Below are 14,785 nucleotides of genomic sequence, written 5' to 3' on the forward strand. Positions count from 1 at the left end.
GCTGCCTGAAAATGGCCGGATTTTTGCGTCAGGGGGACGGTTGTCCGGTTGGGCGACGATTGCACCGGCAGGGCTGGAAGGGTTTTCATGTTAGCAACGCATTGGTTCCGTATGGGCGCCTGCCTGTCTGTTGTCGTGGCGGGATGTTCCCTGGTGTCCGGTTGCGCCAGCAGTCCAACCTACGGCACCGACAAGACCGCCATGGAACAGTTGACCGACGATCTTGGCCAGTCCGTGTCGTTGACCGGTCCGGACCCGAAGAACAAGGGCGTCAAGTACACGCCGCGCCCGACGCTGGTGCTGCCGGCGCAGGCGCAGAAGGAGACCCTTATTGCGCCGCAGCAGACGGTCGCCAACAAGGACAATCCGCAATGGCTTGAATCGCCGGAGGAGACCCGCGCCCGTCTCGTTTCGGAAGCCGACGCGAATTCGGACAATCCGAATTACCGCTCGCCGCTCGCCAGCTCTGCGATCGAAGGCGGCCGGCGCACGACGGAAGAACAGACCAAGGCCTATCGCGAAGCCCGCGCCTTGCAGAAGGGCTCCTATATCGATCAGCGCCGCTATATATCGGATCCGCCGCCCGGCTACCGCACTGTCGACGATCCGGCAAAGCTCGACGATGTCGGTGAGCCCGAGCTCAAGAAGCAGAAAAAGCGCAAGAAGGATGCAGCGGTCGCCAACACCGGCAAGCAGTGGTGGAACCTCCTGCAATAGCATGTTCGGCGCGCCGGCAAGGATGACGGCGCCGCGCACCGGCACTGGGACTACGGCGCCTCTCTCCTTTGCGAAAAGAACCTTCGCAGCAGATCGGCCGATTGGACCTCGTTGAAACCGGAATAGACCTCCGGAGCGTGGTGACAGGTCGGTTGCGCATAGAATCGCACGCCATTGTCGACGGCGCCGCCCTTCGGGTCCTCGGCGCCGTAATAGAGCCTGCGGATACGCGCAAACGAGATGGCTGCTGCGCACATGGTGCAAGGCTCGAGTGTCACGTAGAGATCGGCGCCGACAAGACGTTCCTGCCCTAGCGCTTCGCAGGCGAGCCGGATCGCGGCGATTTCGGCATGCGCGGTCACGTCTTTGAGCTCGCGCGTGCGGTTTCCGGAGCGTGAAACGGCAATATCGTCGATAACGACGACGGCGCCGATCGGCACCTCGCCGCGTTCTCCGGCGGCACGCGCCTCTTCGAGGGCCATCTCCATGAAACGATTTGTCTTCACGATCGCAAGAATTTCCACTTAACCGCAGATGCGTGACCTGATAGACAGGCCCAAAAGGCAGGCAAACAACAAATGACACCCAAAGACAAGCCAAAACGCCCGGGCGCAAAGCCCTTTTCACGGGGCACCGGGCCGAAGCCGGGCGATGCGAAGCCGGCAAAGGCTGCAGCCGCACGTCCAATCGCGGCCGAGACCGATGGCGAGGCCAAGGCCGAACGCATTTCCAAGGTGATGGCACGCGCCGGAGTCGCCTCCCGCCGCGACATCGAACGCATGATCATGGAAGGCCGTGTGACGCTGAACGGCAGGGTTCTCGAAACCCCCGTCGTCAACGTCACGCTCGCCGACCGCATCGAAGTCGACGGCGTGCCGATCCGCGGCATCGAACGCACCAGACTGTGGCTTTATCATAAGCCCACCGGGCTGGTGACCACCAATGCCGATCCGGAAGGCCGGCCGACTGTCTTCGACAACCTACCGGAAGAACTGCCGCGCGTCATGTCGATCGGCCGCCTCGACATCAACACCGAAGGCCTGCTGCTCCTGACCAATGACGGCGGTCTCGCCCGGGCGCTCGAGCTGCCGGCGACCGGCTGGCTGCGGCGTTACCGGGTCCGCGCCCATGGCGAGATCGATCAGGACGCGCTCGACAAGCTGAAGGACGGCATCGCCGTCGACGGTGTGCTCTACGGCTCGATCGAGGCGACGCTCGACCGCACGCAAGGCTCGAACGTCTGGATTACCATGGGTCTTCGCGAAGGCAAGAACCGTGAAATCAAGAACGTGCTTGGCGCGCTCGGCCTCGACGTCAATCGCCTGATCCGCATTTCCTATGGCCCGTTCCAGCTCGGCGACCTGCCGGAAGGTCATGTCGTCGAGGTGCGCGGCCGCACGCTGCGCGACCAGCTCGGCCCGCGCCTCATCGAGGAAGCCAAGGCGAATTTCGACGCGCCCATCTACAATGCGACGGCGGTCGCCGCCGAGGAAGAGGCAGAGACGGCAGCACCGGAAAAGCGCGAACGGCCGCGCCGCGACGAGGACAAGCGCGAACGGGCGCTGAGCCGCCTCGATACGAAGCGCGACGACCGCCACGGCGGCGCGCGCAGAGACGACGATCGCCGTGACGGCGGCCGCAGGGACGACGAGAAGCCGAAGCGTCCCCAGCCGCTCGGTCAGCGCCGCAGCGCCAATGTCTGGATGGCGCCGGGCGCCCGGCCGCTCGGCGAAAAGGCCGCGGCGAAAGCTGCCAAGAATGCGCAGACCGCACGCAAGCGCGGCGAGCAGTCGCCGGCAAAAGGCACTGGTTTCGATCGCATCGAAGATCGCCCGCGCACCCAGGTGAACCGTGTGCGCGAAGAGGATGGCGAATGGATCCGCTCGAGCGAAGAGCCCCGCCGCAAGGATGAGGGCGAGGGCTTCGGCCGCAAGCGCGGCTTTAGCGATCGCCCCGCCCGCGAAGACCGCGGTTATGGCGACCGCCCGGCGCGCGGCGAACGGCCGTTCGGTGATCGTCCTTCGCGTGGAGATCGCCCTTTCGGCGACAAGCCGCGCGGTGATCGCAAGCCGCGTGCGGATGGTGACGAGCGGCCTCGTGCCGCCAGAAGCTCCGCCGGTGAGGGCCGTTCGGAGCGTCCGCGCGGCGACCGTCCGTTCGGCGATCGTCCCTCGCGTGGAGACCGGCCCTTCGGCGACAAGCCGCGTGGTGATCGCAAGCCGCGTGGTGATGGCGACAAGCGGCCTCGGGCCGCCAGAGGCTCTGCCGGTGAGGGCCGTTCGGAGCGTCCGCGCGGCGACCGGCCGTTCGGCGATCGTCCCCCGCGTGGGGATCGGCCCTTCGGCGACAAGCCGCGTGGTGATCGCAGGCCGCGCGAGGAAGGCGACGAACGTCCGCGGGCAGCCAGAAGTTTTGCCAGTGAGGGCCGCTCCGAGCGTCCGCGCGGCGAAAGATCGTTCGGCGACAAGCCTGCGGGTGACAAGCCCCGCGGGCCTAAGAATTTTTCCGGCAAGCCGAAAGGCGCCAAGCCGGGCGGTGACAGGCCGGGCGGCGACAGGCCTGCGGGCGGGCCGTCCAGAGGTGGTGCTAAAGGAAAAGGAATGACGCGCGGTGCGGATCGTCGGCGGTGAGTTTCGCGGACGGCCTCTCGCCGTGCCAAAATCCAACGAGATCCGGCCGACTGCCGACCGGACGCGCGAGAGCCTGTTCAATATATTGAGCCATGCCTATCCGGAATGCGTCGATGGCACCCGGATTCTCGACCTTTTTGCCGGCACCGGCGCCGTCGGGCTCGAAGCCGTTTCACGCGGCTGTCGCCATGCGCTCTTCGTCGAAAACAGCGTCGAGGGCAGGGCGCTGCTCTGGGAGAACATCGATGCGCTCGGCCTGCATGGCCGCACGCGCATCCTCCGCCGGGATGCGACCGATCTCGGCAGCGTCGGCAATCTCGAACCCTTCGACGTGCTCTTTGCCGACCCGCCCTATGGCAAGGGTCTCGGCGAAAAGGCGATGGCGGCGGCGGCCGAAGGCGGCTGGCTGGGGCCAGGCGCCATTGCGGTGCTCGAAGAACGCGCCGATGTTGTCGTTTCCGTGCATCCTTCCTATGTTTTCCTCGAAAGCCGCATCTTTGGCGATACGAGGGTGCATTTCTTCCGATATCAGCCGCAATAAGCGGGGGCGGGCGTGCAGCAGGCAGAGATCATCAGCCCGAAATTGCCTGCGATCAGCGATGTGCCGACGGTCGCAGTCGCTTTTGGCGGCGGCGGTGCGCGTGGGCTTTCTCATATCCATGTCATCGAGACGCTCGACGAACTCGGCATCCGCCCGGTGGCGGTATCAGGCTCGTCGATCGGCGCGATCATGGCGGCCGGCATGGCCGCTGGCATGTCGGGCGCCGAAATCCGCGAACATGCGCTGACGACCGTCGGCAACAAGACGGCGGTCGTCGCTCGCATCTGGGGACTGAGGCCGGCGACGGTGCGCGATGCGGTGGCCAAGGGTATCCGCATTGGCCAGTTCAACCTGGAGCGGATCCTGAAAGCCTTCCTGCCGTCCGAGCTGCCGGCCCGCTTCGAGGATCTGCTGGTCCCGATGAAGGTCATCACCACGGATTATTACGGGCAGTGCGAAGTCATCATCGAACAGGGTGAGCTGTTTCCCGCACTCGCGGCCTCTTCCGCCATCCCCGCCGTCTTCATGCCGGTGCGCCTGCGCGACCGCGTGATGATCGACGGCGGTATCAGCAATCCGGTGCCCTATGAATGCCTGATGGATCTAGCCGACATCGTCATCGGCATCGATGTCGTCGGCGCGCCGGAAGGTGACGGCACCCATATTCCGAACCGCATGGAGAGCATCTTCGGTTCCGGCCAGCTGATGATGCAGACGGCGATCTCGCTGAAGCTGAAGCTTCGCCCGCCGCATATCTTCCTGCGCCCGACGGTCGGCCGCACCGGCGTCATGGATTTCCTCAAGGCCCGAGAAGTCCTTGCCATGTCCGTCGGCGTCAAGGACGACCTGAAATTCGCGCTCGACCGCGAGATCGAGGCTCGGCTGAAGCGCTAGAGTACTTCCAGGAAAAGTGCAAAGCGGTTTTCCGCCCGTAAAAACAAAAAGTTAAAGCGCTTCCATGAAAAGTTGAACCGCTCTGTCGCTTGGATTGGCCGTTGGTCCACGGATCAAGGCTTGGTCAGCCGAAATTCGGTTCGATAGCCGGTGCAGACCCGCGCGAAGATGGACGGGTCAAGGAAGCGGAGGCTGGAGCCCGTGCGATTTTTCGGGAGCTTCGGAGCGGGTCGGGCAGCTCAAATTGCTCGGGCGTACTGAGCATCGCTTCGGCTATCAACTCGGCATCGTTTTTGTCGATCTCGAAGAGACCAAGGCGGAGTTGGTAGCCCCAGCTTGCCCGACCGCTTGTGAAAGATAGTCGGTCGAGCAGCGGCCGGATAGGAGTTTCCATGGCCTGTCGCCAGGCGACATCCCGCCTCCAGGGGCGGAAGTCGGGGTGAACTTCCACCTGATATGCCTCGCTTTCCTTGACCATGCCAATTGCCGTGAACGCTTGCAGCCGATCCCTGCCGCCAAATGTTTCGGTCGGCGAATAGTAGATCACGCGGTCACCGGGCGCGCTCCGCCTAAGCGGAGCGGCCTTTCCGTGGCAGACCTGCATGAAGCCGGCCTCCCGCCCGATGCGTACATGGTTTGCCGATGCCACTGCGATCCAGTTGCGGGACATGTTTCAACTTTCCGCCACGTTATAGACGCGCAGGCGATGCCGGTCGGGATCCGCTGCGACGAAGGTGCGGCCGAAATAGAGGTTGGTCGGCGGCAAGAGGATGGTCGCGCCCTTGCCTTGCCATTCGGCGTGAAGCGTATCGACCATGTCTGCTGTCGCCACCTTGAAACCGAGGTCGCAGCCGCCGCCCATGGCAGCTGGCGCGGGCTCAACGCCCGTCTTGCCCCAGAGTCCAAGTGCCAGACCCGAAGGCAGGATGAACATGGCGAAGGTCGAGCTGGCCTCAACGGGGTCCTGCCCGAGCAGTCGGGTATAGAAGCTGGTGCTCTTTGGCGCGTCGGTTACGAAGAGTAGAATGCTGTTGCTGTCGATCACGGTAAGCTCCTGTTTATCGGTCAGCAGGATCTCTACAGAGACATGCTGACAGATTCTGGCAGTAGCATTCCCTCGGCGGTGCGTTCGCCATGTTCAAGCTTCGCATGTTCTGAAGTTGATCTACGCGTCCGCCGTCGCATCCGCGGTCCCGGCCAGCGGATCGTCCTCGAAGGGATCGGCAGCGCGCTTCGGCTTGACCAGCGGTTCGGGGCGGACGGGGTGGGAAAACAGCATGTCGCGCCCGGCCTGTAGCCCCTCGGACACCTGCAGCACCAGGCGCGCCTCATCGCGCTTGCGGATATCCTCGCCGATTTCGTAGGCGTCGACCTCGGAAACGCCGAGCGCCTCCAGTGTTCGCCGTCCGAAGAGCAGGCCCGATTCCAGCGTTTCACGCAGCTCGTAGTCGACGCCCTTGTTGCGCAGTTCGATTGAGTGGATGCGGTCGTAGGAGCGCACGTAGAGCCGCGTGTGCGGATAATCTGCCTGCACCAGCTCCACCACCTTGTCGGTGATTTCCTTCTTCTGCGTGCAGACAAGCACGATCTTTGCACGGTCGATGCCGGCCGAGCGCAACACGTCCTTGCGGGCGCCATCGCCGAAATAGATGCGGAAGCCGAAGGAGGAGGCCTGGCGGATGCGGTCGGCGGAAAAATCGATGACGGTGACGCTGCGGCCGCCGGCAAGCAGGATCTGGGCGGCGATCTGACCGAAACGCGAGAAGCCGACCATCAGCACGTCGGCGCCTGCACCCTCGAAATCCTCGTCCAGTTCCTCCTGTTCGTCGCCGTTGAGCAGCCGCTTCGAAAGGGCCGCCCCGATCGGCGTCAGCGCCATCGACAGCGTGACGATTGCGATCAGCAGCGAGGCGGTGCTCGTAGACATCAGCCCGGTCGTACCTGCTGCAGTGAACAGCACGAAGCCGAATTCGCCGCCCTGCGGCAGCAGGAAGGCGATGCGGATCGCATCGTTGTGCGGGGAGCCCGAGATCCGGCAGAGCCCATAGATGACGATCGCCTTGATGGCCATGATGATCGGCACGGCGACGATGACGAAGAGCGCGTTGTCAGCGAGGACGTCGAGTTCCAGCGACAGGCCGACGGCGATGAAGAAGATGGCGAGCAACACGCCGCGGAACGGCTCGATATCTGCCTCCAACTCGTGCCGGTAGGAGGATTCGGCAAGCATCACGCCGGATAGGAAGGCGCCCATCGCCATCGAAAGCCCGGCAAGCTGCATCAGGCTCGCCGATCCCATGACGACGAAGAGGGCCGCGGCGATCATCGCCTCGCGCGCGCCGGTCCGGGCGATGATCTGGAAAAGCGGCGTCAGCAGATAGCGTCCCATGACGATCATCGCCGCAACCGCGCCGACGGCGACGGCGAAATCGAACAGCGGCGCGTTGTTGCCCTTGTCGCCGCCGTCGAGGATGGTGATCAGCGCCAGCAGCGGCACGATCGCCAGGTCCTGGAACAGCAGCATCGAAAAGGAGCGCTGCCCGTATCTCGTATTGACGTCGCCGTCGCCCTCGAGGATCTGCATGGCAAAGGCCGTCGAAGACAGCGCCAGGCCGAAGCCGGCAGTGATGCTGCCGCGCCAGTCGAGAACCTGGGAAAACCAGGCAAGTGCGGTCAGCGCCAGCCCCGTCACCACCACCTGCGCCGTGCCGAGACCGAAGATGTCGCGCCGCATCTGCCAGAGGCGGGTGGGTTTCAACTCCAGCCCGATGATGAAGAGCAGGAAGACGACGCCGAGTTCGGCGACGGCGAGGATCTGTTCGCCATCGGTAATGCCGTGGGAGACCGGGCCGATGACGATGCCGGCGGCGAGGTAGCCGAGCACCGTGCCGAGCCCGAGTTTCTTGAAGATCGGCGCGGCGACCACCGCACCGCCAAGCAGCAGGATCGTTTCGGAAAAAAGGGCATTGGGCGCTGACATGCTGGCAATTTCTTTCAATGGCGGGGAGCAAGCAAGCAGCCTCGACAAAGAATCGGCGGCGGCGGCCTTGATGCTTTGGAGAGTGCACAATAAATGGAAGCCGAAGGAAAGGCCAAATCATGTCCTCTGAAATTGATTCCTCGACACTTCTTTCCCGCGCAAGTCAATTGATCGATCTGGCAAGGAAGGCAGGGGCCGATGCCGCCGACGCCGTCGTCGTCCGGTCGCGCTCGCAATCGGTCAGCGTCCGCCTCGGCAAGGTCGAGGGCACGGAGTCCTCCGAAAGCGACGATTTTTCCCTGCGCGTCTTCATCGGCAAGCGTGTCGCCAGCGTTTCGGCCAATCCGGGCTTCGATCTCCAGGCGCTGGCCGAACGCGCCGTCGCCATGGCCAAGGTTTCCCCGGAAGACCCGTTCGCCTGCCTTGCGGATGAGGCGATCCTCTCGAAATCCTATCCCGATCTGCAATTGCTCGACACCACCGTGGTCTCCTCCGAGATGCTGCGCGAGGCGAGCCTTGCCGCAGAAGCAGCCGCCCTTGCGGTCAAGGGCGTCACCAATTCCTCCGGCGCCGGTGCGTCGGCCGGCATGGGCGGCCTCGTTCTTGTCACCTCGCACGGTTTCGAGGGCAGTTACATGGCCTCGCGTTTCGGCCATTCCGTCAGCGTCATCGCTGGCGAAGGCACCGGCATGGAACGCGACTATGATTTCGACAGCCGCCTCTATTATGCCGAGCTCGACGATCCCGCTGAAATCGGCCGTCGCGCCGGCGAACGGGTGATCAAGCGCATCAATCCGCGCCAGGTGCCGACTGGCAAGGACGTCACGGTGATATTCGACCCGCGTGTCGCCCGCGGCTTCGTCGGCCATATCGCCGGAGCGATCAACGGCGCTGCCGTTGCCCGCAAGTCCAGCTTCCTGCGCGACAAAATGGGTCAGCAGGTGCTGAAATCCGGCCTGTCGATCACCGACGATCCGCTGATCGTGCGGGGGCCTTCCTCGCGGCCCTTCGACGGCGAGGGCGTGTCGGGCGAGCGGCTGGTGATGATCGAGGACGGCGTCTTGAAGCACTGGTTCCTCTCGACCTCGGCCGCGCGCGAATTGGGTCTGGAGACCAACGGCCGCGGCGTGCGCGGCGGCACTGCCGTCTCGCCCTCCTCCACCAATCTTGCCCTGGAACCCGGCGACATCGCGGCGGAGGATCTGATCCGCAGCGTCGGTGACGGTTTCTATGTCACCGAATTGATCGGCCACGGCGTCAACATGATCACCGGCGAATACAGCCGCGGTGCCACCGGCTTCTGGATCGAGAACGGCGAACTCACCTTCCCTGTCTCCGAGGTGACGATCGCCTCGAACCTCAAGGAGATGTTCATGCGCCTGACGCCGGCAAACGACATCGACCGCAAGTTCGGCGTCGCGGCCCCCACCTTCGCCATCGAAGGCATGACGCTCGCCGGGCGCTAGAGCATGATGCCGAAAAGTGTGAGCGGTTTTCGGGCGAGATCATGCTCTGACTATTGAAGTGAGAAATGGATTGATCTGATGAGCGACATGGAGAAAGCCCGGTGGCAGAGCGATCTCACGCTGATCGCCGATGCTGCAAAGGAGGCGGGCGCCGTCGCTTTCGGCTTCTTCAACCAGTCGCCCGAGGTCTGGTGGAAGAACGGGGACCGTTCTCCCGTCAGCGCCGCCGATTTCGCCGCCAACAAGACGCTGGAGACCATTCTGCGCAAAGCCCGGCCGGATTATGGCTGGCTGTCGGAAGAAACCGAGGACGATGCCGACCGTCTCTCACGCGAGACGCTGTTCATCATCGATCCGATCGACGGCACGCGCGCCTTCCTTGGCGGCCAGAAGGTCTGGTGCGTCAGCGTCGCGGTGGTTCATCGCGGCCGGCCGATCGCCGGCGTGCTCTATGCCCCGGCGCTCGAGGAGTTTTATGAGGCGGTCGAGGGCGGCGTGGCGCTGAAGAACGGTGCCCCCTTCACCGTCTCGGCCGCCGGACCGGAAGAGATGAGCCGCCTTGCGATCGGCGAAGACCTGCTGAAGGCCTTCCCGTCGGAGTTTCGTGACCGGGTCACGCGCGAGAAATACATTCCCTCGCTCGCCTATCGCATCGCCATGGTGGCGGACGGTCGTCTGGAAGGCACCTTCGTCAAGGGCAATTCACATGATTGGGACCTTGCCGCCGCCGATCTGATCCTCGTTTGCGCCGGCGGCAGTCTCGTCGACCTCGAAGGCAGGCCGATCGTCTACAACCGCGCCGAAGTCACCCACAAAGTCCTCTGCGCGGCCCCAACGCCCCGCCTTGGCGAATTCCTCGCGGCCTTTGCGGGACGACGAGACAGTTGACGTTTCCGTCAAAATCCCGCAGATGGGGTGGCGGAGGAGAATAGGCAGAAAGAGAACAAAAAATGACTGAATCCGGTGACAAGAAGCAGCTTTTGCATCTCGTTTTTGGCGGCGAACTGGAGAGCCTCGATGACGTCCAGTTCCGTGATCTGCAGGGTCTCGATATCGTCGGCATTTTCCCGGATTATGCCACGGCGCTGACAGCCTGGAAGGCGAAGGCGCAGCAGACGGTCGACAATGCGCATATGCGCTACTTCATCGTCCACATGCATCGTCTCCTTGATCCGCAGGAAAAGGCCAAGGGCAACTGACCCTCGACAAGTGCTGCCGGCCGACCGCTCGGCGACCGGGGCTTGGGCATCGGGCGCGCCGTCGATCCGGATTGTTTGACGCATTCTGAACAAATTAATCGGTCATTGCGGCCGCAACGATAATGAGGGAATGGGTTTGATGTCGATCGGTTTTGATCGGAGGCTGGCGCAATGAGCTCCCGGATGGCGCGCTTCGGTTTGAGCGCATACCGTCTGGCGGGAACCGTGGCCTCTCCTGTCGTCGGTCTCTATATCACCTACCGCACGGCCAAGGGCAAGGAAGACCGGGCCCGCCGCCTGGAACGCTTCGGCTATCCGAGCGCCAACCGGCCACAGGGCCCGCTCATCTGGTTTCACGCCGCAAGCGTCGGTGAAACCAATGCCGTCATCCCGCTGATCCGCGAAATCCGCCGCCGCGACATCCATGTCGTCCTGACGACCGGCACCATTACATCCGCCAAGCTCGCCGCCGAGCGCCTCGGCGAGGAAGCGATCCATCAATATGTGCCGCTCGACCTGAAGCCCTCCGTCAGCCGTTTCCTCGACTATTGGCAGCCCGATTGCGCCATCATCGCCGAATCCGAGATCTGGCCGGCAACGGTGCTGGAGCTTGGCCGCCGCCGCATTCCGCAGATCCTGATCAATGCCCGTATGTCGGACCGCTCCTTCGCCCGCTGGCGCCGCCGTCCGTCGATTGCCGAAGCTTTGTTCGAGAATCTCGCCCTGGTCATCGCCCAGTCGGATGTCGATGCCGAACGTTTCCGCGATCTCGGTGCTGTCCCCGTCATCACCTCGGGCAATCTGAAGGTCGATACCGACGCACCACCTTATGACAGCGCTGTCTTCGCCCGCTATAAGAAACAGATCGGCGAGAGAAAGACCTGGGCGGCGATCTCGACCTTCGACGGCGAGGAGAACGCCGCCGCCATCGTTCACCGGGCGTTGAGGGAGCGCGACCGTCAATTGACGATCATCGTGCCGCGCCATCCCGAACGCAGCGACGAGATCGAGGCGGCCCTGGTAAAGCAGGGGCTGAAGGTCGCCCGCCGCACCCGCGACGATGTCTTGTCCGCCGATGTCGATATCTTCCTCGGCGACACGATCGGCGAAATGGGCCTCTATTTGAGACTGACGGAAATCGCCTTCGTCGGCCGCTCGCTCTTTGCCGAAGGTGGCCAGAACCCGCTGGAGCCCGCCATGCTCGGCTGCGCCATTCTCTCCGGCGGCCATGTGCAGAATTTCCGCGATGCCTATCAGAAGCTTGCCCGCAGCGGCAGCGCCCGCATGGTGCGCGATACCGAGATGCTGGCCAAGGGCGTGCATTATCTGCTGACCAATGACGACGCCCGCCGCACTATGATCGAAGCTGGCATCACCGCCGTGCACGAAATGCGCGGTGCGCTGACAGCGACAGTCAAGGGGCTGGAACCCTATATCAATCCGCTGACGGTGAAGGCTCGGCTGCTGCCCAAGGCCGTGGCCCAGGTCTGAGGAGATATGATGTCGGCAGCGTCCCCTATCAAAGGCATTCTCTTCGACAAGGACGGCACGCTGCTCGACTATGACGAGAGCTGGCTGCCGGTCAACCGCGAGCTTGCTCGCATCGCAGCTCAGGGGGATGAGCTTCTCGCCAACCATCTGCTTTCCGCCTGCGGCATGGATCCGGTGACCGGCCACATCATTCCCGACAGCCTGCTTGCAGCCGGCAATACCCGCCAGATCGCTTCGGGCCTCGTTGCGGCGGGCTCGATGGTCGATGTCGACGAGTTGACGGTCCGCCTCGACGCACTCTTTTCCAGCGCCGCCGAATTTTCCGTGCCGGTGACCGACCTTGCCGGCTTCTTCGCCCGGCTGCATCGGCGCGGCTTCAAGCTCGGTGTCGCCTCCAGCGACAATGAACGGTCGATCCGCCAGACGGCCGAACGCTTCGGCTTCGCCCGCTATGTCGATTATATCGCCGGGTACGACAGCGGTTTCGGCGTCAAGCCGGAGCCGGGCATGGTGCTCGGCTTCTGCGCTGCGACCGGTCTTTCGCCGGCCGAGGTCGCCATGGTCGGCGACAACAATCACGATCTGCACATGGGTCTGAATGCCGGGACGGGGCTGCGGATCGCGGTGCTGACCGGCACCGGTTCGCGGGAGACGCTGGCCGCCGCGGCCGATCATGTGCTCGATGATATCACTGCCATCGAGACCCTGCTGCCGGACCTGCAGCCGGCCTGACAGGTAAGGGCTTGCATTTTTTCAGGTTTTGGCTTCTCAATCCCTGCGTCGAGAAGCAGGGGGCTGGCCGTAAACAGAGGCGGCCAGGGGAGCGGGACGGCAAGATGATATCCGAAGCGCCGCCGTTCTGGTGGAGGAAAGCCGATTGGCGGGCCTGGCTGCTGCTGCCGCTTTCTTTTCTCTATGGCCGTATCGCCGGCCACCGTATGGCCCATGCGCGCCGCGCCTCCGTTCCCATTCCGGTCATCTGCGTCGGCAATTTCACCGTCGGCGGCGCCGGCAAGACGCCGACGGCGCTGACGATCGCTCGCGCCGCCAAGGCGAAGGGGCTGAAGCCCGGCTTTCTCAGCAGGGGCTACGGCGGCTCGCTCGATGTGACTACCGTGGTCGATCCCGATCATCACCGGGCGATTGCCGTCGGCGATGAGCCGTTGCTGCTTGCCCAGGAGGCCCTGACGGTGATTTCCCGCCGGCGCGTTGAAGGGGCTCAGCGCCTGGTGGCGGAGGGCGCCGATCTCATCATCATGGATGACGGGTTCCAGAGTGCCCGGCTGGCGATCGACTATGCCCTGCTCGTCATCGACGCGACCCGCGGCCTCGGCAACGGCCATACCGTGCCGGGTGGTCCGGTCCGTGCTCCGGTCCGCCAGCAGCTGCGCTCTGCGACGGCGCTGCTGAAGGTCGGCGGCGGCAATGCCGCCGACAGGATCGTCCGCATGGCTGCGCGCGCGGCAAAGCCGTATTTCACCGCATCGCTGAAAGTGCGCGGCGACAATACGCTGGCCGGCACGAAGGTGCTTGCCTTCGCCGGCATCGCCGATCCCCCCAAATTCTTCCGCACGGTCGAATCCCGCGGCGCCGAAATTGTCGTCACCAAGTCCTTCGGAGATCACGAGCACCTGACCGAGGAGGAGATCGACGACATCCTGACGACCGCCGAACGGCAGGGCCTTCTGATCGTCACCACCTCCAAGGATTTCGTCCGCCTCTGCGGCCACCACGGCAAGGCGGCGCGACTCGCCGAAAGGAGCCGGGTGATCGAGGTCGACATGGTATTCGAGGACCACCTCGCCCCCAGCCTCATCATCGACCGGGCGATCGCCGCCTGCCGCGAGCGGCGGCTGCGGGAGATGAAGGCCGGGGTTAAAGCGATTCCAGGAAAGACTGAAGCGCTCTAACAGGCTGCTGCGAAACATCTCGTCCTGCGCACATCTGTATCTGCAATGCGATCACGCGATCGAGTGAAGCAAAGTCTCGCGGGCGGAAGTCAGATGCAACCGGTATGCGCGATCGATCAACGCGATATTGCGGCTTTCGATGGCTTCGATCAGCGCGAGATGTTCGCCAATGGCGACCTCATTCCGCGCGCGTTCATCACGCTTGTTCCACTGATAGTGATAGTGAAACACCATGGCTATCACGTCTTGGAAGCTTTCGATAAAGCGGTTTGGCGCGACTGCCGTAATCAGCCGGTGGAAGCGGCTGTCCAGCTCCGAGAAATCCTGAAACCGAGCGTCGATATCCGCGAGCAGTTCCAAATGTGCCGCCCGCATGGATTGGATCTGTTTCCAGAGGGGCGACCCGTCGGGCAGGGCAGCGAAAAGCCGTGCGGAGCGCATTTCGAACATCTCTCTGATCTCGAACAGTTCGAGTGCGAAACTGGCTGTGAACCCTTTAAAAACCCAGCCAGCATTCTGACGCTTCTCGATCAGCCCATATTTCTGAAATCGATTGAGAAACTCACGGACAATCGTTGTCGCGACGCCGAATTTCCGAGCTAATTCCGTCTCATTGATTTCTGTACCCGGACAGGCGTCGCCGCGCAGCATCCATTCCATGAAGCTCGTCTCGACCTGTTCCGAAATGGCTAAGGTCTCTTCCTTCGGATAGCGCTCTATCTGCTGCGGTTGTTCACCTATGATCCGCCTGTGCGCTTCAGATATGATGATCCCACGTGCGGACATCCCGGCCAGCACCTTCCGCACCGTTGTTCTGCTCACGCCAAGCTGGGCGCGCAGTGCATTTTCGGACGGCAATTCCTCCCCAAGATCGAGCGTCCGAATGATATCGATCATATCATTGAATGCCCGCTTGAAGGTCGTATCCGTTCGCATGGCACAACTCCTAGTATGGTT

15 protein-coding genes are annotated in these 14,785 nt (G+C 63.3%); 10 read left to right on the forward strand and 5 right to left on the reverse strand.

Features of this window, described 5'->3' with window-relative positions; genetic code table 11:
- Nucleotides 1-87 precede the first annotated feature (87 nt).
- The gene (locus HFO99_RS19670; protein WP_222310412.1) at nucleotides 88-717 is read left to right on the forward strand and encodes a hypothetical protein; all 630 of its coding nucleotides are present in this window, start codon (nucleotides 88-90) and stop codon (nucleotides 715-717) included.
- Nucleotides 718-767: 50 nt separating this feature from the next.
- On the opposite strand, the gene HFO99_RS19675 is transcribed toward HFO99_RS19670, so the two are convergent.
- A complete protein-coding gene (locus HFO99_RS19675; protein WP_025393333.1) occupies nucleotides 768-1,205 on the reverse strand; it encodes a nucleoside deaminase in 438 nt (145 codons plus the stop codon).
- Nucleotides 1,206-1,295: 90 nt separating this feature from the next.
- Here HFO99_RS19675 and HFO99_RS19680 point away from each other — a divergent pair, with 90 nt between their 5' ends.
- Genes HFO99_RS19680 through HFO99_RS19690 form a run of 3 tightly spaced genes read left to right on the forward strand, consistent with a single transcriptional unit; the run spans nucleotide 1,296 to nucleotide 4,782 of the window.
- The gene (locus HFO99_RS19680) at nucleotides 1,296-3,347 is read left to right on the forward strand and encodes a pseudouridine synthase (protein WP_222363036.1); all 2,052 of its coding nucleotides are present in this window, start codon (nucleotides 1,296-1,298) and stop codon (nucleotides 3,345-3,347) included.
- Nucleotides 3,328-3,888, forward strand: a complete 561-nt coding sequence (gene rsmD, locus HFO99_RS19685) for a 16S rRNA (guanine(966)-N(2))-methyltransferase RsmD (RefSeq protein ID WP_222363037.1) — start codon at nucleotides 3,328-3,330, stop codon at nucleotides 3,886-3,888. The genes HFO99_RS19680 and rsmD overlap by 20 nt, the downstream gene beginning before the upstream one ends.
- Before the next feature lie 12 nt (nucleotides 3,889-3,900).
- Nucleotides 3,901-4,782 (forward strand): patatin-like phospholipase family protein, encoded by an 882-nt coding sequence (locus HFO99_RS19690; protein WP_027685828.1) that lies wholly within the window; start codon nucleotides 3,901-3,903, stop codon nucleotides 4,780-4,782.
- A gap of 124 nt (nucleotides 4,783-4,906) precedes the next feature.
- Here HFO99_RS19690 and HFO99_RS19695 read toward each other — a convergent pair whose 3' ends face one another.
- From HFO99_RS19695 to HFO99_RS19705, 3 genes are all read right to left on the reverse strand, one after another.
- The gene (locus HFO99_RS19695) at nucleotides 4,907-5,452 is read right to left on the reverse strand and encodes an EVE domain-containing protein (protein ID WP_222363039.1); all 546 of its coding nucleotides are present in this window, start codon (nucleotides 5,450-5,452) and stop codon (nucleotides 4,907-4,909) included.
- A 3-nt stretch (nucleotides 5,453-5,455) separates the two neighbouring features.
- Nucleotides 5,456-5,827 carry a VOC family protein gene (locus HFO99_RS19700; protein WP_222363041.1) on the reverse strand — a complete coding sequence of 124 codons (372 nt, stop codon included), beginning with the start codon at nucleotides 5,825-5,827 and terminating at the stop codon, nucleotides 5,456-5,458.
- A gap of 120 nt (nucleotides 5,828-5,947) precedes the next feature.
- Nucleotides 5,948-7,762 (reverse strand): monovalent cation:proton antiporter-2 (CPA2) family protein, encoded by a 1,815-nt coding sequence (locus HFO99_RS19705; protein ID WP_222363043.1) that lies wholly within the window; start codon nucleotides 7,760-7,762, stop codon nucleotides 5,948-5,950.
- Between the two features lie 119 nt (nucleotides 7,763-7,881).
- Between HFO99_RS19705 and HFO99_RS19710 the strand changes: the two genes are divergently transcribed.
- From HFO99_RS19710 to lpxK, 6 genes are all read left to right on the forward strand, one after another.
- Complete coding sequence (locus HFO99_RS19710) at nucleotides 7,882-9,228, forward strand: TldD/PmbA family protein (protein ID WP_222363046.1); 1,347 nt, start codon at nucleotides 7,882-7,884, stop codon at nucleotides 9,226-9,228.
- A 78-nt stretch (nucleotides 9,229-9,306) separates the two neighbouring features.
- A complete protein-coding gene (locus HFO99_RS19715; RefSeq protein ID WP_222363048.1) occupies nucleotides 9,307-10,116 on the forward strand; it encodes a 3'(2'),5'-bisphosphate nucleotidase CysQ in 810 nt (269 codons plus the stop codon).
- A 62-nt stretch (nucleotides 10,117-10,178) separates the two neighbouring features.
- On the forward strand, nucleotides 10,179-10,427 hold the full coding sequence (locus HFO99_RS19720) for a DUF4170 domain-containing protein (RefSeq protein WP_017962996.1): 249 nt from the start codon (nucleotides 10,179-10,181) through the stop codon (nucleotides 10,425-10,427).
- A 171-nt stretch (nucleotides 10,428-10,598) separates the two neighbouring features.
- Nucleotides 10,599-11,918 (forward strand): lipid IV(A) 3-deoxy-D-manno-octulosonic acid transferase, encoded by a 1,320-nt coding sequence (gene waaA / locus HFO99_RS19725; protein WP_222363050.1) that lies wholly within the window; start codon nucleotides 10,599-10,601, stop codon nucleotides 11,916-11,918.
- Nucleotides 11,919-11,927: 9 nt separating this feature from the next.
- Nucleotides 11,928-12,650, forward strand: coding sequence for an HAD family hydrolase (locus HFO99_RS19730; RefSeq protein ID WP_222363052.1), 723 nt, complete (start codon nucleotides 11,928-11,930; stop codon nucleotides 12,648-12,650).
- Between the two features lie 104 nt (nucleotides 12,651-12,754).
- Nucleotides 12,755-13,828 carry a tetraacyldisaccharide 4'-kinase gene (gene lpxK, locus HFO99_RS19735; protein WP_222363054.1) on the forward strand — a complete coding sequence of 358 codons (1,074 nt, stop codon included), beginning with the start codon at nucleotides 12,755-12,757 and terminating at the stop codon, nucleotides 13,826-13,828.
- Between the two features lie 51 nt (nucleotides 13,829-13,879).
- On the opposite strand, the gene HFO99_RS19740 is transcribed toward lpxK, so the two are convergent.
- Nucleotides 13,880-14,764 (reverse strand): GntR family transcriptional regulator, encoded by an 885-nt coding sequence (locus HFO99_RS19740; protein WP_222363056.1) that lies wholly within the window; start codon nucleotides 14,762-14,764, stop codon nucleotides 13,880-13,882.
- Nucleotides 14,765-14,785 lie beyond the last annotated feature (21 nt).

Origin of the sequence: Rhizobium leguminosarum (genome assembly GCF_019798305.1) — a bacterium.
Classification (GTDB): Bacteria; Pseudomonadota; Alphaproteobacteria; order Rhizobiales; family Rhizobiaceae; genus Rhizobium; species Rhizobium leguminosarum_U.